The sequence below is a fragment of the Morganella sp. Je.2.23 genome, assembly GCF_051129855.1.
Classification (GTDB): domain Bacteria; phylum Pseudomonadota; class Gammaproteobacteria; order Enterobacterales; family Enterobacteriaceae; genus Morganella; species Morganella sibonii.
This window is the reverse complement of sequence record NZ_JBCPSQ010000001.1, coordinates 1,361,830-1,384,058: the sequence shown is the minus strand read 5'-3', so window position 1 is coordinate 1,384,058 and position 22,229 is coordinate 1,361,830. Positions and strand designations below refer to the sequence as shown.

Genomic DNA, 22,229 nt, shown 5'->3' with positions numbered 1-22,229 from the left:
TCGTTCTGATCCTTCTTACAGGGGGAATCAGTTACCGAGTGCAGCTCCGGCACTTTTATTTTCAATTAATTCAATCTTATAACCATCAGGGTCTTCCACAAAGGCGATAATGGTGGTGCCGCCCTTAACCGGACCGGCTTCACGGGTCACATTGCCGCCCGCTTTACGGATGGCATCGCAGGTCGCCGCGACATCATCCACGCCGAGCGCGATATGGCCGAATGCCGTTCCCATCTCATAGGAATCCGTACCCCAGTTATAGGTCAGTTCAATCACGGAACCTTCACTTTCGTCACTGTAGCCCACGAATGCCAGTGAATATTTGTATTCCGGGTTTTCACTGGTGCGCAGTAAGCGCATGCCAAGAACCTTGGTATAAAAATCGACGGAACGTTGCATATCACCCACGCGGAGCATGGTATGGAGTACACGCATAAAGTAACCTCTCAGAGTGCTTTCAGTTATTTATCAGTAATGGCTCACACTATAACGTGATAATTGACTACAATTCAAATTATCAGGATGCTGATGGTTACAGGATAACCATTACCTGTCCGGCAGGGCATCAGACAAAAGGACATCAGCCGATGGCAGAACAACTTCACTTTTTTGATATCCCGTCACCGTGTGTGGGGATATGTCAGCTGAATGAAAAAGGGTATTGCCGGGGATGCTACCGGAGCCGTGATGAGCGCTTTCAGTGGCTGTCGATGAGTAATGCGCAAAAAGAAAATATTATCCGTTTGTGTCGTCAGCGTCGCTACAGAGCGGTTAAAGGTGAAACTCCGCCGGAATTACCGTCCGGACAGTTAGATCTATTTTAATTAAATAATTGCAAATCTATATATTAGTCTTGAATTAATATAGTGGGATTATTTAGTGTTGTTGATTTATATATTATAGAAATAATGTTTTTTGTCGCATTTGAATTTATAATCAAGAGTGAAATTATATAAACACAATATAAAATTATTGTGATGCGGGTGGGTGGTTCAATATAATAGTAACCTCATGTTTAATAAGATTAATTACATGAAATAAATTATTTTTTGTTAAAAATAAAATGGTGGTTATGTAAAAAAATATAGATCCCGGCAGTGATGATCGCTATTCTTAATCCCGAACAAGTTCATCAACTTAATCAATTAAATTTGTATAAAAAGCTAACTATTTCATGGCAATAAAAATGGTTATGAAATAGTCATGAACTGTTTTTGTTACGCAGCAATATTGCGTCGCTGTTAATGAACACAATAGTGCCGCGTTTCTTTTTATTGGGTGATTGAAAGACATGAGGGCGTGTTTATACGTCCGTACCGTATTCACATAAGGAGAAATTTGTGGAGTTAACATTGGGATCAGACTTAGCGAGGTTAGTGCGGATATGGCGATCACTGATTGACCACCGGCTCAAACCACTGAAACTCACACAGACACACTGGATTACACTCTACAATATCAGCCTGCTGCCGCCGGATCAGTCTCAGATTCAGCTGGCGAAAGCGATCGGTATTGAACAGCCTTCGCTGGTCCGCACGCTGGATCAGCTGGAAGAAAAACAATTAATCACACGGCATATCTGTATTAATGACCGCAGAGCGAAACGGATAAAACTGACGGAGGAGTCCGAACCCTTTATCCGTGAAGTGGATGCGGTGATTGAAAAAACACGGCGTGAAATTCTGGGCGGAATTACACAGGATGAATTATATACACTGGCGGAGATTGTCAGGAAACTGGAAAATAATATTGTGCAGCTGCATAACCGTAATTAATGTCAGGTAATAAAAAAGGCGAAACGGGTGTTTCGCCTTTTACCGGTAAACCGGGAAAATTAACGCGGAGATACGGTATAGGTTGAACCGGATTTCGCGATACGCACACGCTGACCGACGGAGAACGGAGTTTTACCTTGTTTTTGTACAACAACAATGATTTCGCCGTTATCCTGTTTCAGTTCGAGTTCAACACCGGATGTGTTGTTCATCGATGCCTGAACGTTCTGGCCTGCAACACCACCTGCAATAGCCCCTGCTGCGGTAGCCAGAGTCTGGCCGGTACCGCCGCCGATTGTGCTGCCTAAAATACCACCCAGAATTGCACCACCTGCCGCACCGAGGATATTTTCGTCACTGCCGCCCTGAATAGTCACCGGACGGGCGCTCATTACTGTACCATAGGTAACGGTCTGAACACGTTTCGCCTGGTCTGCACTATAAGTGTCACCACTGAGTGTGTCCATATTCACACAACCGGAAAGTGCCACGACGGTAAATACACCGACGAGAAAACGCTTATACATACTTAACTCCTGATTATTGTATTCACAGATTCAGATGTGTTCATTATCTGCAGTGTAATATTTTACCTATTATCGCAGAATAATTTTGCATTAAAAATGTTTTATTTGCACCTTACATTAGGAACAGCTTAAAGCCAAATGTTCCGGCGGCAAGGTAAATCGTCTTATTTCACAAATGTGAGGTGTGCATCAGAACAGGGATTAAGTAGGGTCACGATGCGAAAAGGGATGAATCTGCGGGGCACCCTGATTATAGTAATCACACCGGAATATGAATATTATATTTTTATCAGATGGTTATTGATTAAAAGGAATCGGTTATGCGTTCGGGACGTTATATCGGCGTGATGTCAGGAACCAGCCTTGACGGGGTGGATGTTGTGCTGGCCGCGATTAATGATTCAGTGGTTGCGCAGCAGGCGGCGTACTCGCATCCGTTTCCGCCCGCGCTGAAAACGCGCATACTGGCGGTATGTCAGGGGCAGCAGACAACGCTGTCGGAAATCGGCCGTCTGGATTATGAACTGGGTACACTGTTTGCTGATGCCATCCGCGGTCTGCTGGCACAAACCCGGCTGAATCCGCAGGATATTGCCGGTATCGGTTGTCACGGACAGACCGTCTGGCATGAGCCGGACAGCGACACTCCGTTTACCCTGCAACTCGGGGATAACAACCGGGTTGCCGCGCTGACTAATATCATGACGGTCGGGGATTTCCGCCGCCGTGACATGGCTTATGGCGGACAGGGGGCACCGCTGGTGCCTGCATTTCATCAGGCGGTACTCGGTGTACCGGATGAAAAACGGATTATCCTGAATATCGGCGGGATCGCCAATATCACGACGCTGATCCCGGGGGCGGAGGTCAGAGGGTATGACACCGGTCCGGGCAATATGCTGATGGACAGCTGGACATGGCGGCACCGTGCGGCACCGTATGATAAAGACGGTGAATGGGCAAAAACAGGGTGCATCAATGAGGATTTACTGGCACATATGCTGGGTGATCCCTATTTCCGCCGTCCGGCACCAAAAAGTACCGGCCGTGAATATTTCAATACGCAGTGGCTGACCAGGCAGCTGGATAAATTTCCGGGCCTGAAACCGGAAGATGTGCAGGCAACTCTGCTGGCGCTGACGACGGTCAGTATCAGTGAACAGGTCACACTGTGCGGCGGCTGCGAACGCCTGCTCGTATGCGGCGGTGGTGCACGTAATCCGCAGATCATGGCGCAGCTGTCAGCACAACTGCCGGGTACTGAAGTGAGCCCGACCGATAAATACGGCCTGAGCGGTGATGATATGGAAGCCCTGGCATTTGCCTGGCTGGCCGCGCGGACACTGGCCGGTGAACCCGGCAATCTGCCGTCGGTCACCGGTGCAGACAGAGAAACCGTACTGGGTGCGGTATATCCCGTTATCCGTCAGTGGCCGTAATAAAAGATTACACACAGTTATTCAAAAGAATTAAGAGGATAAAAGGCATGTCAGACGAGTTTACGGACGTTGCTTCACTGCGGCGTGAATACACCAAAGGGGGATTGCGCCGCCGTGATCTCAGTGATGAACCGCTGGAAATGTTTGAACGCTGGCTCAAACAGGCGTGCGAGGCCAGACTGACTGACCCGACCGCGATGTGTGTGGCCACTGTGGATGAAACCGGTCAGCCGTATCAGCGCATTGTGCTGCTTAAGCACTTTGATAAAGACGGGCTGATTTTCTATACCAATATGGGCAGCCGCAAGGCACAGCATCTGGCAAAAAATCCGAAAATCAGTGTGCATTTCCCGTGGTACAGCCTGGACAGACAAGTCTGCTTCCTGGGGGAAGTGGAGCGTTTATCGACACTGGAAGTGGTAAAATATTTCCACAGCCGTCCGAAAGACAGTCAGATAGCCGCCTGGGCATCACAGCAATCCTCGCGGATTTCTGCCCGCGGAATTCTGGAAGGTAAATTTCTTGAACTGAAACAAAAATTTAAGCAGGGTGATGTGCCGCTGCCAAGCTTCTGGGGCGGGTTCCGGATTAAATTTAATTCGGTTGAATTCTGGCAGGGCGGTGAACACCGTCTGCATGACCGTTTTCTGTATACCCGTACAGCAGACGGCTGGGACATTGACCGCCTGGCGCCGTAACCGGTTGTTACCGGAATTTCTTCTGCAAAATCATTTTAATTGCTGGCACTTCACGGAGTGCCGCTTTATGCTATAGCCTTCATATTTCTAATCCACTATTTTTGCATAGACAAAACAGAACTGACGGAGTCATTGATGTCTGGTACGAACCTGATAAAACAACTGCAAGAGCGGGGCCTCATTGCCCAGGTTACGGATGAAAAAGCGTTAGCTGAGAGACTGGCGCAGGGCCCGATCTCCCTCTATTGCGGTTTCGATCCGACCGCTGACAGCTTGCATTTGGGCCACCTGGTTCCGTTGCTGTGCTTAAAGCGTTTCCAGTTAGCCGGTCACCGTCCGGTGGCGCTGGTTGGTGGGGCCACGGGGCTGATTGGCGATCCGAGCTTCAAAGCAACGGAACGCAAACTGAATACACAGGATACGGTTCACGGCTGGGTGGATAAAATCCGTCAGCAGGTTTCTCCGTTCCTCGATTTTGACTGCGGTAAGAACAGCGCCATCGCGGCAAACAACTATGACTGGTTCGGTTCTATGGATGTGCTGACCTTCCTGCGTGACATCGGTAAACACTTCTCTGTGAACCAGATGATCAACAAGGAAGCGGTTAAACAGCGCCTGAACCGGGATGACGTCGGGATTTCGTTCACCGAATTCTCCTACAACCTGTTACAGGGTTATGACTTCGCCCGTCTGAATAAAGATCACGGTGTTGAACTGCAAATCGGCGGTTCCGATCAGTGGGGTAACATCACCTCCGGTATCGATTTAACCCGTCGTCTGAACCAGCAGCAGGCCTGGGGTCTGACGGTTCCGCTGATCACCAAATCTGACGGCACCAAATTTGGTAAAACTGAAGGCGGCGCGGTATGGCTGGATCCGAAGAAAACCAGTCCGTACAAATTCTATCAGTTCTGGATCAACACGGCAGATGCGGATGTATACCGTTTCCTCAAATTCTTCACCTTTATGAGCCTCGAAGATATCGATGCACTGGAAGCGGAAGACAAGGCCAGCGGCAAAGCACCGCGTGCTCAGTATGTTCTGGCAGAACTGGTGACAAAACTGGTTCACGGCGAAGCGGGTCTGACGGCAGCACAGCGTATTACTGACAGCCTGTTCAACGGTGATATCTCCAACCTGACCGAAGATGACTTCGCGCAGCTGGCGCAGGACGGCATGCCGCATATTGAACCGGACAGCGATGCGGATTTACAGCAGGCGCTGGTGCTTGCGGAACTGGTTCCGTCACGCGGCCAGGCCCGTACCATGATTAGCTCCAACGCAGTATCACTCAACGGTGAAAAACAGTCAGATGCGGAATACCGCTTCACTGACAGCGACAAGTTATTCGGCCGTTACACATTGCTGCGCCGCGGTAAAAAACATTACTGTCTGATCTGCTGGAAATAATAGTTTACGGTAAACAAGGGCAACGAAAGTTGCCCTTTTTGATCTGTCAGCAAGATCTTTTCTGCTTCACAGAATATGATATGCGCAGTAATAATAAAAAATCAGGTTGTATCAATGAAAAATATTCTCTCTATCCAATCCCATGTTGTGTATGGTCATGCCGGTAACAGTGCGGCTGAATTCCCGATGCGCCGCATGGGTGTTAATGTCTGGCCGCTTAATACCGTCCAGTTTTCTAATCACACACAGTATGCACAAGGCTGGACCGGCTGCGTGATGAGCGCAGAGCACATCACGGAGATTGTGGACGGCATTGATAAAATCGATCAGCTGACCCGCTGTGATGCGGTACTCAGCGGTTACCTCGGCTCAGCAGAGCAGGGTAAACGTATCCTGGATGTGGTGAAAAAAGTCAAAACCCGTAATCCGCAGGCATGGTATTTCTGTGATCCGGTCATGGGGCATCCGGAAAAAGGCTGTATCGTGGCGCCGGGTGTGGCAGATTTTCTGTGTCAGGAAGCGCTGGCAGTCAGCGATATGATCGCACCGAACCTGCTTGAGCTGGAAACCCTGAGCGGACAAACTATTCACAATGTGGGTGAAGCCGTTGCCGCTGCCCGTGAACTGTGCAAAAAAGGGCCGCGCCTGGTGCTGGTCAAGCACCTGTCCCGTGCCGGTTACCGCGCCGACCGCTTTGAAATGATCCTGGTCACCGCCGATCACGCCTGGCATGTCAGCCGTCCGCTGGTGGATTTCGGCGAACGTCAGCCGGTGGGTGTGGGTGATTTAACCAGTGGTCTGATGCTGGTGAACCTGCTGAAAGGTGAAGAACTGCCGAAGGCTCTGGAACATGTGGCCGCCGCTGTTTATGAAGTGATGCTGAAAACCAAAACCATGAATGAGTACGAACTGCAATTGGTTGCGGCTCAGGATGAAATGGTACTTCCGGTGCACAAATTCTGTGCGGAACAGATCGACTGATCCCGTCTGCACGCCATATCGGTATAAAGAAAACGCCGGATTATCCGGCGTTTTTTGTCTCTGTATATCAGAACGATTAAATCAGACCTTCCGCTTCCATCGCATCCTGCACATGCGGGCGGTGCGCAATTTTCGCCAGATAAGCCTGTAAATGCGGATACGGCTCCAGTGAAATCTTCAGGTGCGGCGCCCAGCCGCAGACGGTAAACAGATAAGCATCGGCTACGGTAAAATTGTTGCCGGTAATATACGGGCTTTTCGCCAGCACGCTGTCCACATAAGCAAACTTATTCGTCAGATTACGCAGCGCAATCGGCCGGTAATCTTCCGGCGTTTCCGGCGAGAACAGCGGGCCGTAGCTTTTATGCACTTCGCTGGCAATATAGTTAAGCCATTCAATCTGATGGTAGCGCTCCATCGTTCCCGCCGGGGCAATCAGCTTGCGATCCGGTTTCTGATCAGCAAGATACTGCACAATAGCCACACCTTCTGTCAGCAACTGACTGTCACTGATACTCAGTGCGGGGACTTGTCCTTTCGGATTAATTTTCAGGTAGTCATCACCGTTTTCGGTTTTCTTCTCTTTCAGATTGACACGAACCAGTGAAAAATCCAGGCCGGTTTCACGCAAAATAATATGGGGTGATAGTGCACAACTTCCCGGGGTATAGAACAATTGCATGGTATGCTCCTTAGTTAAAACAAAAGAACGGACATGGCGGTATTTGATGAAGTATAGACCGGTATTCGCGGGCGTAATGTATTCCGGGTGCGAATTATTTGTCGGTTAACCCCATCTTTCCATATAATCGCCCCGGATTCAATTTGTGAAAAGACTCTGTAATTCATTGTTACAAAACAATAAAAGGTAAAGCACATATGAAAAAAATCCGTATCGGTGTCGCCGGGCTGGGCGGAATAGCACAAAAAGCGTATTTACCGGTTCTGACCAGAACGGATAACTGGGTGCTGTCCGGCGGGTTCTCACCGAATCAGGAAAAAGCCCGTCAGGTCTGTGATGCTTACCGGTTTCCGCTGTTTCCGTCACTCCGCGCACTGGCAGAACAGTGTGACGCGGTATTTGTGCACAGCAGTACAGAGAGTCATTTTCAGGTTGTCAGTGAACTGCTGAATGCGGGTTGTCATGTTTGTGTTGATAAGCCGCTGGCGGCAACGTATGAGCAGTCAGAAGCGCTTGTCAGTCTGGCAGAGAAAAAACAGCGGGCGCTGATGGTGAGTTTTAACCGTCGTTTCTCACCATTTTATCTGCAACTCAGGGAGCAAATTGCCGGAAAAACCGCATCCATCCGCATGGAAAAACACCGCAGCAACAGTGTCGGCCCGAACGATGTCCGTTTTACAGTGACAGATGACTACTTACATATCGCAGATACCCTGCTGTGGCTGGGACGGGACGGGAATGCCGTACTGAAAAGCGGGCATATGCAGGTAAATGAGGCCAATCAGCTGCTGTATGCTGAACACCATTTACAGACCGGCAACGGCGCCTGGCTGACGGCATCCATGCACCGCTGTGCGGCGAGTCAGCGGGAGCAGGTCAGTGTGACGGGGCGTGACGGCTGTTATCAGGTAACGGATATGACTCACTGGCGCAGTGAAACCGCCGCCGGGATACAGGAACAGCATCCGAAGGCGTGGGAGCCGCTGCTGGTTCAGCGCGGGTTTGACGGTGCGGTGCGGCACTTTATTGAATCTGTTGCTAATCAGACACAACCGCTGGTCAGCGGCGAAGAAGCGCTTTATGCGCAGCGGCTGACAGAAACGTTACTGACAGACAGGTAATTGAAAGGCGTGTTTTCTGAAAGCGCGGAGAGCAGCAGATAACAGGCAAAACGAAAAGACGCTGTAAACACTTCCCTGTGCGCTCAGGCGCGTCATCCATGACGCGCATGCTTTTCGTCCGCTTGCCTGTTATCTGCTGACTGATTTGTCCGGCGGTGATCTCAATGAAAAACCGGACAGAAGCCGTATTATTTCAGTTCCAGCTCATTCATTGCCGCGATACTGAAACCGCCGTCAACGTGCAGTATTTCACCGGTGATACCGCCTGCCAGATCAGAGCACAGGAACGCTGCGGCATTACCCACATCTTCGGTGGTGACTGTACGGCGCAGCGGAGTAACTGCTTCGCAGTGTGACAACATTTTGCGGAAATCTTTAATCCCGGATGCTGCCAGTGTCCGGATAGGCCCGGCAGAAACCGCATTAACACGGATCGTTTCTTTCCCCATCGCATTCGCCATATAACGGACGTTCGCTTCCAGAGAGGCTTTTGCAAGACCCATGGTGTTGTAGTTCGGGATAGCGCGCTCCGCACCCAGATAAGAGAGTGTGAGAAGGGCAGAATTCGGGTTCAGCATACTGCGGCAGGCTTTTGCCATCGCCACAAAGCTGTATGCGCTGATGTCGTGGGCAATGCGGAAGCCTTCACGGGTCACCGCATCCACATAATCGCCGTCTAACTGATCCGCCGGTGCAAAGCCGATGGAGTGAACAAAACCGTCAAATTTCGGCCAGACTTTGGCTAACTCAGTGAACAGATTTCCGATGCTTTCATCTTCTGCCACATCACAAGGCAGAACGACGGAGGAACCCAGAGACTGAGCGAACTCTTCAACACGGGGCTTCAGCTTGTCATTCTGATAAGTGAAAGCAAGTTCGGCCCCCTGTTCACGCATTGCTTTGGCAATACCGTAAGCAATCGATAATTTGCTTGCAACCCCTGTGATCAGGATGCGTTTACCGGTCATAAAACCCATAGCAGTTTCCTTGTGTGTTCTCTGTCACCCTCTGTGCCGCACATCCGGCAGGTGACGCGGTTATAAAAAATCCGGCGGATATTAACAGATTACCGGAAATTAAGATGTAACCGGTCTGAACTATCAGAATCGCGGCAGTTAATCCACATCCTGACGCCAGGCCTCGGCGGACAATGCTTCACCAAAATGGCTGGTGATAAGACGACGCGTCACATCGTGCAGCGGTGATGCCAGCACTTCCGCGGTGTTACCGCGCTCGACGACTTCGCCGTTATGCATCACCAGTATCTGGTCACTGACATGTTTTGCCATGCCCAGATGCTGTGTGACATAAATATAGGCAATTTTCTGCGTTTCCTGGAGTTCCAGGATCAGATTAATAATTTGCGAACGTAATGACATATCCAGCGATGCCAGTGCTTCATCCGCCACAATCACTTCCGGCTGCAAAATCAGGGCGCGGGCGAGTGCCACGCGCTGTTTTTGTCCGGAGGCCAGCATGTGCGGATAATAATCCGCGTGATCAGGCAGCAGACCGACCTGGCGCAGTGTCGCGTTAATACGCAGACGGCGTCCGGTGGCATCCAGATCAGTATTGAGCATCAGCGGCAGCTCAAGAATCTGCCCGGTACGCTGACGCGGATTGAGTGAGGTGGCCGGGTCCTGGAATATCATCCGGATACGCTGGCTGCGGTAACTGTAGTCACCGAACGTCAGCTTGTGTTTGTCGATCAGAATTTCCCCGCCGCTCGGCTCAATCATACCGGATAGCATCCGGGCGAGGGTGGATTTTCCGGAGCCGTTTGCGCCGGTAATCGCGAGTGTCTGGCCGGGTTGCAGTGTAAAACTGACCGGTTTAACTGCTTCAAGCCGGTGACGGCGGAAAAAGCCATCCCGGTAACGGAACGTTTTGCTCAGATTTTTAACTTCCAGCAGCGGACCGGGCATTATACGTCCTCCATATTCAGCGGGAAGTGGCAGGCAAAACTGCGGTTTTTAACGGTCCGCAGACGCGGCGCATCAATGCACACTTTCTGGGCATACGGACAGCGCGGCCCCAGACGGCAGCCGACCGGCAGATGCTCCAGTGACGGAATCGCACCCGGCAGGGTATTCAGGCGGCATTTGTGCGCCAGCGGCTTCTCAAAATCAGGGATAGCCCGCATCAGCGCCTGAGTATACGGATGGTGCGGCTTGAGCAGCAGGTCATCCGGCTCGGCGCTCTCCACTGTCTGTCCGCAGTAGAGCACATTAATACGATCCACCAGCTGGCTCATTAACTGCAAATCGTGGCTGATCAGCAGAATCGTCATATTGTTGTTCTGGTTCAGCCGGGTCAGCAGACGGAAAATCTGTGCCTGTGTATCGGGTTCCATGGCGTTGGTCGGCTCATCGGCGATCAGCAGACGCGGCTGATTGGCCAGGGCGATGGCAATCATCACCTTCTGGCATTCCCCCTCGGTCAGTTCATAGGGATAACTGCTCATCACATCTTTGTGATCTTTAATACCGACGCGGTGCAGCAGCTCAATCGCACGGCGTTTGCGCCAGTGAAAACGCTGCCACCAGCGGCCTTTGTAGGTCCAGCCGGGGATGGTCTGAATCAGTTGCTTACCGATATTTTCTGACGGATCCAGGCAGGATTGCGGCTCCTGGAAAATCATCGACACATTATGGCCAATCACCCGGCGGCGCTGACGGGGGGAGAGCTTCAGTAAATCGATATCATTAAAGCGGAACCGGTCAGCGGTTACCCGCAGATTATCTTTGGTAATACCGGCAATCGCTTTGGCGATCAGACTCTTACCGGAACCTGATTCTCCGGCAAGCCCGCGGAACTCGCCCTCGGTCAGGGACAGTGTCACACGATCAACGGCCTTGACCGGCCCGGCAGCTGTCATAAATTCAATGGTTAAATTGCGGATATCCAGTAACGGCATTATTCAACTCCCGCATTAATGGCGCGCTGTAATCCGGTGCCGAGCAGATTTACCAGCAATACACTGATAAGTATAGCGGTTCCCGGCAGGAGTACGGTCCAGGGGGCGACATAAATCAGTTCCAGCGAATCCCCGAGCATAGCTCCCCATTCCGGCGACGGCAGTTGTGCCCCCAGCTCCAGAAAACCGAGTGCGGCAATATCCAGAATGGCAATAGACAGGGCGCGCGTCAGTTCGGTAACGGTTACCGCACTGATATTCGGCAGTACAGTGTGTATAAGAATATTGAGATTGGAGGCGCCGTCGAGGCGGGCGGCAATCACATATTCCTTATCAAGCTCATCATGTACTGCGATATAAATCATCCGCACAATACGGGGCAGCAGTGCCAGCGCCACGGCGATCATCGCGTGACTGAGACTGGCACCGAAAAATGCCACAACAATAATCGCCAGCAGCAGAGAAGGCAGTGCCAGCAGGGTATCAAACATATGATTAAAGATGGCGGAGCGCAGACCGGAGGTCATTCCCGCCAGACAGCCGATAATAATACCGGCTACAGTGGCGGTGACAGTGACCAGCAATGCGCCGCCGAAAGTCGATTGTGTGCCGAGGATAAGACGACTGAAAATATCGCGGCCGAGATCGTCCGTACCGAGGAAAAATGCGACATTCCCGTAATGGGACCAGGACGGCGGTAATAACTGGTGACCGGCAAACTGCTGGTCGAGGGCATAAGGGGCTATCCAGGAGCCTGCGATTGACAGCGCAATCAGAAACAGTACGCCGTAAAAGCCGATCATCGCCGGAATATCTGCGGTGAAATGCTGCCAGATAACCCGCCCCGGGGACGGCATCCGGTCTTCACGGTAGAAATTATCTGAAGGCATACCATTCCTTATGTTTCAGCGGGCTGCTGACGGCACCCAGGATATCTGACAGCATATTGACAATAATCACCATGGCGCCGACCAGCATGACACCGGCAGAAATCGCGGCAAAGTCCTGCTGGCGGATAGCGGTGATCAGCCAGCGGCCGATCCCCGGCCAGTTAAACACCACTTCCGTCACCATTGCCAGCGTCAGCATGGTGGAGAACTGCAACCCGAGTTTCGGGATCACCGGCGGCAGCGCATTATGCAGCAGGTGGCGGCGGATAATCGTCAGACGTGATAACCCGCGGATAGCGGCGGCCTTAATATAGTTCTGGCTGATAATCTCTTCGGTACTGGTACGCATCAGGCGGATAACTTCAGTCATCGGCGCGATGGAAAGGGTGATCACCGGCAGCACCATATGGGACAGCACATTGAGGATCATCGCCTGCCGGTACGGTGAATCGGACAGCCAGGCATCGATCACCGCAAATCCGGTGACCGGTGTTAAATCATACAGCAGGTCAATACGTCCTGAGACCGGCAGCCAGTCCAGCCGCAGAGAGAAGAACAGCGTGAGCAGCAGCGCCAGCCCGAATACCGGAACCGAAAAACCGACCAGGGCAAAGGTGCTGATGGTGATATCCGCCATCTTATTGCGCCAGACCCCGGCGATAATCCCGGCAGGAATGCCGATCACCAGCGCCAGCATGAACGCCAGACCGCACAGTTCCAGCGTGGCGGGCAGTACCGCCCATAACTGCTGGCTGATCGGTTCACCATTAATGACTGAACTGCCGAAATCCCATGAAAACAGGCTCTTATAATAGAACAGCACCGCATCTGTCAGAGACGCGCCGCTCAGCGGTGCGTTGGCCGGAAAATAACTCAGGCTGAAACTGAGAACAGACAGAAAACATAGGGTGATCAGCACCAGCAGCAGACGGCGAAGAATAAAGATGATCATGGCTTATCCTCCGGTTCCGGCGCATCCCCGGTATCACGGTAAACCCCCGCAAAGGAGGTATTGCCGAACGCGCTGAGCACCAGCCCTTTGATATCATAACGGAATGCCTGCAAACGCAGGGAATAAGCCAGCGGCAGCACCGGCAGATCCTGTGCCAGAATCTGCTGTGCCTGGTGATAATACTCTATCCGGCTGCTCAGTTGCTGTTCAAGCAGCGCCTGGTGGATCACATCATCAAATTCCGGGGAACACCAGTGGCTCAGGTTGGTTTGCGAACCGATGGCCGCACAACTGAGCAGCGGGCGGAAAAAACTGTCCGGGTCATTACTGTCGGTTGACCAGCCCGCAAGCGTAATATCGTGGCTGCGATCCATCAGGCTGTTTTCCTGAAAACGCCCCTCAACCGGGCGGATGTTCATTTTAATCCCGGCGCGGGCCAAATCAGCCTGAATCAGCTCAGCCATTTTCAGCGGGCTGGGGTTGTAGGACTGCGAAGCGGTCGGCACCCAGAGATTCAGTGTGATATCGCTGAGTCCCAGCTCACTGAGCATCGCTTTTGCTTTTTCCGGATTATATTCCGTGACACGGGCCTGGTTATCATACGCCCAGGAAACGCGCGGCAGGATAGAGGCGGCGGTTTCCGCCGTGCCGTAATAGATGGATTTCATCAGGCGCTCATTATTAATCGCGTATGCAATTGCACGGCGCGCCTGCGGATTATTAAACGGCGGTTTACTGGTGTTAAACGCCAGATACGCGATATTCATCCCCGGGCGCAGCATCAGACTCAGGCGCGGATCATCACGCAGTACCTGCAACTGACTTGCGGCGGGATAGGCCAGCACATCACACTCGCCGGTGATCAGTTTTGACATTCTGCCGGTACCGCCAGCTCCGAGATCAACCACCACTTCCTGCATGCGGGGTTTCCCTTTGCGGTAGTTGTCATGGCGTTGCAGACGGACAAACTGACCGCTCTGGTAATCATCCAGATAATACGGCCCGGTCCCGACCGGTTTCCAGTCGAGCTGCTCCTGACGGCGGGTTTTCAGCAGGTTATCGGCGTACTCTTTGGACAGGATGGGTGCGTAATGGGTTGCCAGGTGCCACAGAAAAGAGGCATCCGGGGTATTCAGTTTAAATTCAACGGTGTGGTTATTGATTTTGCGGATGGATTTAACGTTGGACGCGAACTGGAGGCTGTCAAAATAGGGATAACGCCCGCCGTTGACATAGTGATACGGATTCTGTTTATCCACCACGCGGGAAAAGCTGAACACCACATCATCCGCATTCATTTTACGGGTCGGTTTGAACCAGTCTGTGGTCTGAAAATCGGTATCACGGCGCAGATAAAAACGGTAAGTCGCGCCGTTATCCAGTACGGTCCAGCGGGCGGCCAGTTCCGGGATCAGGCGGTAAGTGTAAGGGTCAACATCCAGCAGGCGGTCGTAAATCTGCGCTGCCAGCGGTTCGACAATCAGCCCGCTGCTGGCCAGCTGCGGGTTAAATGTACTGATGTTGCCGTTCACACAGTAGACAAAACCGGTATCGCGGACAGGCGGCAGTACGGCGGTCTGAGCCGTTACCGGTTTTACCGGCTGGTCTGTCTGCGGGGCGGGGGCGGCGGCAAAGCCTGAAACAGGCAGGAGAACCGCGCATGCCCGGATAATCCAATGGCGCATAAATCAGTTACCGTTAAAAATGAACAGGGTATTGTATCGCAATTTGTGAGACTAACCAAAAACGAAAGCATTTAATCCGGCTGCGGGCTGCCGGCATGCTTTTTCAGTAATCCGCGAAACTGATGATAGGTCAGATTCAGCAATTGTGCTGCTTCGCGCTGATTAAATTGTGCACGTTGCAGCGCGGCATCCAGCGCGTCTTTCTCCTGCGTGTGCTGCCACTGTTTCAGGGAAAACGGCAGCGGCGGCAAAGGCGGCTCCCCGGTATCCGGCGCATGAGACTGAGTGGTGACAAACGGATTGATCACCAGTTCCGCCAGCAGTCCGGTGGTATCTCCCTGGCGGTACAATGACCGCTCAATCACATTTTTCAGCTCACGGATATTGCCCGGCCAGTGATAGCTCTGCATCTGCTGTAATGCATGCGGGGAAAAACCGGCAAAAAAAGGCGTGCCCATCTCCTGACACATCTGCACGGCAAAATGACCGGCGAGTTCGGTCAGATCGCGCGGACGTTCACGCAGCGGCGGGATATTAACGACATCAAAGGCCAGGCGATCGAGTAAATCCGCGCGAAACTTTCCCTCTGCCGCCAGTGCAGGCAGATCCGCGTTGGTGGCACAGACAATCCGCACATCCGCTTTCAGTGTCTGCTGCCCGCCGACACGCTCAAATTCCCCGTATTCAATCACCCGCAGCAATTTTTCCTGTACTGTAAGCGGTGCTGTACCCAGTTCATCAAGAAACAGTGTTCCGCCATCCGCCCGTTCAAAACGTCCCTGATGGCGGCGCTGCGCACCCGTAAATGCCCCGGATTCATGACCGAACAGCTCGGAATCGAGTAAATTATCGTTCAGTGCCGCACAATTAAGCGCAATAAACGGCTCATCCCAGCGGGGGGAGAGATAATGAAGACGATGGGCAAATAACTCTTTACCGGTACCGCGTTCACCGCAAATCAGTACCGGACGGGCAATTTTTGCCAGCCGCGAGACTTTTTCCAGCGCGTCGAGAAAGTTGTTATCGATACCGATCAGGGTTTCAGTATTATTTTTCATGATTAATTTGACCACTAAATGGTTAATGTGACCACTTTACAAAAAGTTATGACAAAAGGGAAATAAATAAATCCGATAAAAAACAAAAGGATAAAAATAATCACAACATTGGCACGCATCTTGTAATAGTCAGCGTGTCATAAGACATAATTGCTGATAAAAGGACATCAATCATGGGAATTTTTTCACGTTTTGCCGATATCATTAACGCCAACGTTGCGTCGCTGCTGGATAAAGCGGAAGATCCGCAGAAAATGATCCGCCTGATGATTCAGGAAATGGAAGATATGCTGGTGGAAATCCGCTCCACCTCTGCCCGCACACTGGCGGAACGCAAAAATCTGTCACGTCAGATTGAAGGCGGTGAGCGTCAGGTGAGTGACTGGCAGGAAAAAGCGGAACTGGCGATTGTTAAAGGGAAAGAAGATCTGGCGCGTGCCGCACTGCTGGAAAAACAGCGTGTGGAAAGCCATGTCGATACCCTGCGTCATGAGCTGATTATTCTGGACGAAACTATCGCCCGGCTGAAAAATGAAATTAACGAACTGGAACAGAAACTGACCGAAACCCGCGCCCGCCAGCAATCCATGGTGGTGCGTCACGAAGCGGCAAAATCGTCCCGTGCGGTGCGCCGTCAGCTCGACAGCGGCCGGATGGATGAAGCAATGGCCCGTTTTGAGCAGTTTGAAGCGCGGATTGACCACATGGAAGGCGAAGCCGCAAGCTATGGTCTGGGGAAAGAAAAATCACTGGAACAGCAGTTTGCCGAACTGAAAGCCGAAGATGAGATCAGCGCACAAATCGCGGCCATCAAAGCACGTCTTGAAAAAGAAGAGAAGGGCGAATAAGGTCGGTACAGGCTTTCCTGAATTAATACCATTAAGGACAAACATATGGCATTTGTATTTTTAGGTATACCACTGACAATTTTTGTGTTGTTCGTGCTGCCGATCTGGTTATGGCTGCACTATAACAGTCAGCGGGGAAGCCGGGCCGGTGAATTCGAAACCCGCCGCCTTGCGGCGCTGGCGGAAAATGCTCAGCAGATGGAAGCACGGATTAAAACCCTGGAAGCGATTCTGGATGCGGAAAATCCGGGCTGGAGGCAATCATAATGGAATTTCAGTCACGTAAACTGTACCGCTATCCGGATGACGGTATGTTCCGGGGCGTATGTGCCGGTATTGCCAACTATTTTGAGGTTCCGGCCTGGATGATCCGCATTATCGCAGTAGTGGCGACATTTACTGGTTTCTTCTGGCTTACTATCACCCTCTATATTTTACTGGGGATGGTACTGCCGGTGGTGCCGCGTGATTATCCCGGCCGTGATGGCGGGCCGAATGCCGCCATGCTGCTGGAGCAGACGGAACGCAGTCTGGCACGCACTGAAAAACGGGTCCGCGACATTGAGCGCTATGTAACATCGGAACAATATGCTCTCAACCGCCGCTTCCGTGATTTGTAACCGGACAAACGGAGAATACGATGAAATGGCCGGATAAACACACGCTGCTGCGTGCCGGAAAAACCGGGGTGCAGCTGTTAACCACGGCAGCGCTGGCGGCTGCACCTGCCGGTATTGCAGGTGTGATTCTGAAATCAGTTACCCGTCCGGCCTTGCGCGGGGCGGCAATACTGGTACTGGAACCTGTTATCCGTGCCGGTATGAAAAAAGTCATTGGCCGTTTTACACCGGAGAATTATGAAACGTCTGCAAAATGAGCTGAGCGCCCTCGTTAACCGCGGGCTGGATCGCCATCTTCGTCTTGCCGTTACCGGATTGAGCCGCAGCGGCAAGACCGCGTTTATTACCTCGTTTGTTAATCAACTGATGAATGTACAGAGCGGCGCACGTCTGCCGCTGTTTTCGGCTGCCCGTGACGGGCGCATTCTCGGCGTAAAACGGATCCCGCAGCGGGACCTGGGGGTTCCGCGCTTTGCTTATGATGAGGGGCTTGCCTCACTGTACGGCACGCCGCCGGACTGGCCGGTACCGACGCGCGGTGTCAGCGAAATCCGTCTGAAACTGCGCTACCGCACGCAGGACAGCCTGCTGCGTCATTTTAAGGAAACGTCGTCGCTCTATCTGGAAATCGTTGATTATCCGGGAGAGTGGCTGCTGGATCTGCCGATGCTGGAACAGGATTACCTGACCTGGTCGCAGCAGATGAAAACACTGCTCAAAGGTGAGCGGGGCGAATGGGCGGAGCCGTGGCTGGCACTGTGCCGCCAGCTTGACCCGGATGCTCCCGCGGATGAACAGCAGCTGGCGGCAATCGCACAGGCGTATACAGACTACCTTCACCGCTGCAAAACGGCGGGATTTCACTTTATCCAGCCCGGTCGTTTTGTGCTGCCCGGAGATATGGCCGGTGCACCGGGGCTGCAATTTTTCCCGTTTATCACCGACCTGATGCCCGACCCGTCCCGGCTCGCCAAAGCGGCGAAAAGCAGTGTGCTCGGCATGCTGCGCGACCGCTATCAATACTATTGTGACCATGTGGTCAAAGGTTTCTATAAACACTATTTTCAGCATTTCGACCGCCAGATTGTGCTGGTGGACTGCCTGACCCCGCTCAACAGCGGGCCGCAGGCGTTTACGGATATGCGTCTGGCGCTGACCCAGCTGATGCAGAGTTTCCATTACGGCAAACGCACATTATTACGCCGTCTGTTTTCCCCCTGCATTGATAAACTGCTGTTCGCCGCCAGCAAAGCGGATCATGTCACCGCTGACCAGCATGCGAACCTTGTTGCGCTGCTTCAGCAGCTGACGCAGTCAGCCTGGCAGCAGGCTGCTTTTGAGGGGATTAAAATGGACTGCACCGGGCTGGCCTCGGTACAGGCTACTGAATACGGCATGGTGATGCATAACGGGGAAAAAATGCCGGCACTGAAAGGTACCCGGCTGGCAGACAACGCCCCGCTGACGTTCTATCCGGGCGAAGTGCCGAAGCTGCTGCCGGATGCAGACTTCTGGCAGCAGCAGGGGTTTCAGTTTGAATCTTTCCGGCCGTTACCGATGCGGATGGATACACCGCTGCCGCATATCCGGATGGACAGCGCGATGGAGTTTTTACTGGGAGATAAACTGTCATGAGTGAGCCGATAAAATCCCGGATTGATTTTGAGGAAGCACCGTTATCGCCGCCGGTACAGGAAACGTTAAAACCGGCACAACAGTTTGCGGACGATGACAGCATACAGTTTGAACGCGCGGAATTCACGGCGGAACAGGATACGGAAGGGGAAGCAGAAGCTCTGCTTATTCAGGCACTGAAACCCCGGCGCAGCCTGTGGCGTAAACTGGTGTTTGTCGCGGGCGGATTGCTGGGGATCAGCGCCGTCGCACAACTGATTCAATGGGTGAGTGATGCGTGGACAGGTAATGACTGGACTGCCCTCGGCGGGATCGCCGCGACGTTTCTGGTGCTGATTGCCGCGGCCGGGTCTGTTATCACGGAATGGCGGCGCATGTACCGCCTGCGTCAGCGCGCCACAGAGCGTGAAGCGGCAGAAGAGCTGCTGCAAAGCCACCGTATCGGTGACGGACGCGCGTTTTGCGAAAAACTGGCAAAACAGGCCAATATCCCGTCACACCATCCGGCGTTACAGCAATGGCAGAGCCTGTTACAGAGCAGTCATAACGACCGCGAAGTGGTGACGCTTTACTGTCAGATTGTTCAGCCGGTGACCGATGAACAGGCGCGCCGGGTGATCAGCCGTTTTGCGGCGGAATCTGCGCTGATGATTGCTGTCAGCCCGCTGGCACTGGTGGATATGGCCTTTATTGCCTGGCGTAATATCCGGCTGATCAACCAGGTGGCGGCGATTTACGGTATTGAACTGGGCTATTACAGTCGTCTGCGTCTGTTTAAACTGGTTCTGCTGAATATTGCTTTCGCGGGAGCCTCCGAGCTTATCCGTGAGGTGGGAATGGACTGGCTTTCTCAGGACATCACCGCACGGTTATCTGCCCGTGCGGCGCAGGGTATGGGAGCCGGGCTGCTGACTGCCCGTCTGGGGATCAAGGCGATGGAGTTATGCCGTCCGCTGCCCTGGACCACAACGGATAAACCTAAACTGATGGATTTCCGTAAACAGTTGTTACAGCAGCTTAAACAGGCCGTCCCGAAAGGGAAAAGTGCGGAAAAATCCGCCCTGTAACCGATAACCCGGCCGGATGTGCATTTTGTGATGTCATCCGGCTTTTTTATGCAGAAATCTCTGTCACGTCACTGTTTTTTCCACAACAATCCCGCTATGCTCCCAACGTGTCACCGTACCACCTCTCCGGCGCGGTTTGCCGTCCGCGCTGAATAAAACGTCATTAACCGACTGACATATCTGTACTTTCATTGCCTTTTCACACGGAACTGTGGATAAACACCGCAGGAACGCATTTATTGTGTCAACAAATCGTGACAGTTTTCATTTTATACCGTAAAATCAGTTTCAATTAACGGGAAAATAATAACTTAAGTGTAAATAGGATCGTAACGATGCGATTGGAAGTAATTTGCCAGGACCGAATCGGACTGACGCGGGAGTTATTGGATCTGCTGGTATTGCAAAATATCGACCTCAAGGGTATTGAAATTGCCCGTAACGGCCGGATATACCTCAATTTTATGCAGATAGATTTTTCTGTGTTTCAGTCCCTGATGGCTGAGATCCGCCGGATTCCGGGCGTGGTGGATGTCAGAACTGTTCACTTTATGCCGTCTGAGCGCGAACAGCGCGCGATGTGGGCATTACTCGAATCTCTGGAAGACCCGATTTTATCCCTCGATCTGCGCGGAAATATCGAACTGGCCAACAGCGCGGCACTCTCCCTGTTTGCCACCACCGAAGAGCGTATCCGCCAGCGTAACATCACCTATTATTTCAGCCAGTTCAACTTCACCCGCTGGATTGAGGATGATGAACCCGCGCCGTACAAAGAAACCATCAGCCTCAAGGGGCGTTCTTACACGCTGAGTGTGACGCCGATTAACTTTGATGAAAAAGATGATGCCTCTGCCACGATCGGCGCGGTTGTGCTGCTGCGCACGGTCAGTGAGAGTGTCAGCGGGCAGAAACGCCGTATGCAGGTGATGCATTCCGGCAGTTTTGATGATCTGGTGGCGAAAAGCGCCAAAATGCGCCACGTGGTTGAACAGGCGCAGCGCATGGCAAAAATGGACTCCCCGCTGCTGCTGGTCGGCGAAACCGGTACCGGGAAAGACGTGTTTGCCAAAGCCTGTCATCTCTACAGCGTGCGCGGCAATCAGCCGTTTCTCGGGCTGAACTGTGCCTCGATGCCGGATGATGTGGTGGAAACCGAGCTGTTCGGTTATGCCGCCGGTGCTTACGCCAACAGTACGGAACCGAAAAAGGGCTTTTTTGAGCAGGCCAACGGCGGAACCGTCCTGCTGGATGAAATCGCGGAAATGTCTCCGCAGATGCAGATCAAACTGCTGCGTTTCCTGAATGACGGTACATTCCGCCGTGTCGGGGAAGAGCATGAAGTCAAAGTGGATGTCCGGGTTATCTGTGCGACCCAGAAAAATCTGCTGGAACTGGTAAAAGAGGGCAAGTTCCGTGAGGATCTCTATTACCGCCTCAATGTGCTGACGCTGACTATTCCGCCGCTGCGTGAGCATCAGGAAGATATCCTGCCGCTGACCCGTGATTTTGTGAAGCGTTTCTCTGAGGAGCAGGGCTGTGAGGAGCCGCGTCTTGCACCGGAGCTGGGACAATTTCTCTGTGCCTATCACTGGCCGGGCAACGTCCGCCAGCTGCGTAATGTGATTTATCAGGCACTCTCTTCTCTGGAAGGGGCATTGCTGCGTCCGCAGGATATCGTTCTGCCGGAGCTGGAAGCAGAAATTGGTTTCAGTGAGGATATTCTCAGCGGGTCGCTGGATGATATCACCAAACGGTTTGAATGCTCTGTACTGACACGGCTTTACCGTCACTATCCGAGTACACGCAAACTGGCGAAACGTCTGAATGTCTCACATACCGCTATCGCCAACAAGCTGCGTGAATACGGGCTGAGCCAGCGGCGCGGTGCGGCAAAAGAGGATGAGGGTGAAGAGGAATAATT

24 protein-coding genes are annotated in these 22,229 nt (G+C 52.4%); 14 read left to right on the top strand and 10 right to left on the bottom strand.

Annotation, left to right across the window (positions count from 1 at the left end; genetic code table 11):
* Positions 1-27 precede the first annotated feature (27 nt).
* Positions 28-435: a lactoylglutathione lyase gene (gene gloA, locus AAZR23_RS06665; RefSeq protein ID WP_004235481.1), complete on the bottom strand. Its 408-nt coding sequence runs from the start codon at positions 433-435 to the stop codon at positions 28-30.
* A 152-nt stretch (positions 436-587) separates the two neighbouring features.
* Between gloA and AAZR23_RS06660 the strand changes: the two genes are divergently transcribed.
* Together AAZR23_RS06660 and slyA are read left to right on the top strand one after the other, a co-directional pair.
* On the top strand, positions 588-824 hold the full coding sequence (locus tag AAZR23_RS06660; RefSeq protein ID WP_434691415.1) for a DUF1289 domain-containing protein: 237 nt from the start codon (positions 588-590) through the stop codon (positions 822-824).
* A 516-nt stretch (positions 825-1,340) separates the two neighbouring features.
* On the top strand, positions 1,341-1,775 hold the full coding sequence (gene slyA / locus AAZR23_RS06655; RefSeq protein WP_046893527.1) for a transcriptional regulator SlyA: 435 nt from the start codon (positions 1,341-1,343) through the stop codon (positions 1,773-1,775).
* Between the two features lie 59 nt (positions 1,776-1,834).
* Here the strand turns inward: slyA and AAZR23_RS06650 are convergent, their stop codons facing one another.
* Positions 1,835-2,302 (bottom strand): glycine zipper 2TM domain-containing protein, encoded by a 468-nt coding sequence (locus tag AAZR23_RS06650; protein ID WP_046893526.1) that lies wholly within the window; start codon positions 2,300-2,302, stop codon positions 1,835-1,837.
* Positions 2,303-2,622: 320 nt separating this feature from the next.
* Here AAZR23_RS06650 and anmK point away from each other — a divergent pair, with 320 nt between their 5' ends.
* The 4 genes from anmK (at position 2,623) to pdxY (ending at position 6,830) form a co-directional block, all read left to right on the top strand.
* Positions 2,623-3,741 (top strand): anhydro-N-acetylmuramic acid kinase, encoded by a 1,119-nt coding sequence (gene anmK / locus AAZR23_RS06645; RefSeq protein ID WP_218426186.1) that lies wholly within the window; start codon positions 2,623-2,625, stop codon positions 3,739-3,741.
* Between the two features lie 47 nt (positions 3,742-3,788).
* Positions 3,789-4,439: a pyridoxamine 5'-phosphate oxidase gene (gene pdxH / locus AAZR23_RS06640; protein ID WP_046893524.1), complete on the top strand. Its 651-nt coding sequence runs from the start codon at positions 3,789-3,791 to the stop codon at positions 4,437-4,439.
* A gap of 135 nt (positions 4,440-4,574) precedes the next feature.
* On the top strand, positions 4,575-5,849 hold the full coding sequence (tyrS, locus tag AAZR23_RS06635; protein WP_218454146.1) for a tyrosine--tRNA ligase: 1,275 nt from the start codon (positions 4,575-4,577) through the stop codon (positions 5,847-5,849).
* A gap of 114 nt (positions 5,850-5,963) precedes the next feature.
* Positions 5,964-6,830: a pyridoxal kinase PdxY gene (gene pdxY, locus AAZR23_RS06630; protein WP_054425175.1), complete on the top strand. Its 867-nt coding sequence runs from the start codon at positions 5,964-5,966 to the stop codon at positions 6,828-6,830.
* A gap of 76 nt (positions 6,831-6,906) precedes the next feature.
* On the opposite strand, the gene gstA is transcribed toward pdxY, so the two are convergent.
* Positions 6,907-7,512 carry a glutathione transferase GstA gene (gstA, locus tag AAZR23_RS06625; protein WP_052927539.1) on the bottom strand — a complete coding sequence of 202 codons (606 nt, stop codon included), beginning with the start codon at positions 7,510-7,512 and terminating at the stop codon, positions 6,907-6,909.
* Positions 7,513-7,709: 197 nt separating this feature from the next.
* On the opposite strand from gstA, the gene AAZR23_RS06620 reads away from it, so the two are divergent.
* Entirely contained in the window at positions 7,710-8,633 is a 924-nt protein-coding gene (locus AAZR23_RS06620; RefSeq protein ID WP_230061194.1) for a Gfo/Idh/MocA family protein, read from the top strand.
* A 188-nt stretch (positions 8,634-8,821) separates the two neighbouring features.
* On the opposite strand, the gene fabI is transcribed toward AAZR23_RS06620, so the two are convergent.
* From fabI to pspF, 7 genes are all read right to left on the bottom strand, one after another.
* Entirely contained in the window at positions 8,822-9,610 is a 789-nt protein-coding gene (gene fabI / locus AAZR23_RS06615; protein ID WP_046893519.1) for an enoyl-ACP reductase FabI, read from the bottom strand.
* Between the two features lie 138 nt (positions 9,611-9,748).
* Positions 9,749-10,558: a putrescine export ABC transporter ATP-binding protein SapF gene (sapF, locus tag AAZR23_RS06610; protein WP_046893518.1), complete on the bottom strand. Its 810-nt coding sequence runs from the start codon at positions 10,556-10,558 to the stop codon at positions 9,749-9,751.
* Positions 10,558-11,550: a putrescine export ABC transporter ATP-binding protein SapD gene (gene sapD, locus AAZR23_RS06605; protein ID WP_046893517.1), complete on the bottom strand. Its 993-nt coding sequence runs from the start codon at positions 11,548-11,550 to the stop codon at positions 10,558-10,560. Before sapD ends, sapF begins: the two co-directional genes overlap by 1 nt.
* On the bottom strand, positions 11,550-12,440 hold the full coding sequence (gene sapC, locus AAZR23_RS06600; protein WP_046893516.1) for a putrescine export ABC transporter permease SapC: 891 nt from the start codon (positions 12,438-12,440) through the stop codon (positions 11,550-11,552). The genes sapD and sapC overlap by 1 nt, the downstream gene beginning before the upstream one ends.
* On the bottom strand, positions 12,427-13,392 hold the full coding sequence (sapB, locus tag AAZR23_RS06595) for a putrescine export ABC transporter permease SapB (protein WP_046893515.1): 966 nt from the start codon (positions 13,390-13,392) through the stop codon (positions 12,427-12,429). The genes sapC and sapB overlap by 14 nt, the downstream gene beginning before the upstream one ends.
* A complete protein-coding gene (gene sapA, locus AAZR23_RS06590) occupies positions 13,389-15,077 on the bottom strand; it encodes an ABC transporter substrate-binding protein SapA (RefSeq protein ID WP_434691405.1) in 1,689 nt (562 codons plus the stop codon). Before sapA ends, sapB begins: the two co-directional genes overlap by 4 nt.
* A gap of 71 nt (positions 15,078-15,148) precedes the next feature.
* Positions 15,149-16,135, bottom strand: a complete 987-nt coding sequence (pspF, locus tag AAZR23_RS06585; protein WP_046893616.1) for a phage shock protein operon transcriptional activator — start codon at positions 16,133-16,135, stop codon at positions 15,149-15,151.
* A 173-nt stretch (positions 16,136-16,308) separates the two neighbouring features.
* On the opposite strand from pspF, the gene pspA reads away from it, so the two are divergent.
* The 7 genes from pspA (at position 16,309) to tyrR (ending at position 22,227) form a co-directional block, all read left to right on the top strand.
* Positions 16,309-16,983, top strand: coding sequence for a phage shock protein PspA (pspA, locus tag AAZR23_RS06580; protein ID WP_046893513.1), 675 nt, complete (start codon positions 16,309-16,311; stop codon positions 16,981-16,983).
* A 45-nt stretch (positions 16,984-17,028) separates the two neighbouring features.
* Positions 17,029-17,250, top strand: coding sequence for an envelope stress response membrane protein PspB (gene pspB, locus AAZR23_RS06575; protein ID WP_024473219.1), 222 nt, complete (start codon positions 17,029-17,031; stop codon positions 17,248-17,250).
* The gene (gene pspC, locus AAZR23_RS06570) at positions 17,250-17,603 is read left to right on the top strand and encodes an envelope stress response membrane protein PspC (protein ID WP_046893512.1); all 354 of its coding nucleotides are present in this window, start codon (positions 17,250-17,252) and stop codon (positions 17,601-17,603) included. Before pspB ends, pspC begins: the two co-directional genes overlap by 1 nt.
* Before the next feature lie 20 nt (positions 17,604-17,623).
* Positions 17,624-17,860 carry a hypothetical protein gene (locus AAZR23_RS06565; RefSeq protein WP_434691401.1) on the top strand — a complete coding sequence of 79 codons (237 nt, stop codon included), beginning with the start codon at positions 17,624-17,626 and terminating at the stop codon, positions 17,858-17,860.
* Complete coding sequence (locus AAZR23_RS06560; protein WP_434691400.1) at positions 17,841-19,238, top strand: YcjX family protein; 1,398 nt, start codon at positions 17,841-17,843, stop codon at positions 19,236-19,238. Before AAZR23_RS06565 ends, AAZR23_RS06560 begins: the two co-directional genes overlap by 20 nt.
* Positions 19,235-20,305: a YcjF family protein gene (locus AAZR23_RS06555; RefSeq protein ID WP_434691398.1), complete on the top strand. Its 1,071-nt coding sequence runs from the start codon at positions 19,235-19,237 to the stop codon at positions 20,303-20,305. Before AAZR23_RS06560 ends, AAZR23_RS06555 begins: the two co-directional genes overlap by 4 nt.
* A gap of 335 nt (positions 20,306-20,640) precedes the next feature.
* Positions 20,641-22,227, top strand: a complete 1,587-nt coding sequence (gene tyrR, locus AAZR23_RS06550; protein WP_046893508.1) for a transcriptional regulator TyrR — start codon at positions 20,641-20,643, stop codon at positions 22,225-22,227.
* The last annotated feature ends 2 nt before the right edge of the window (positions 22,228-22,229 follow it).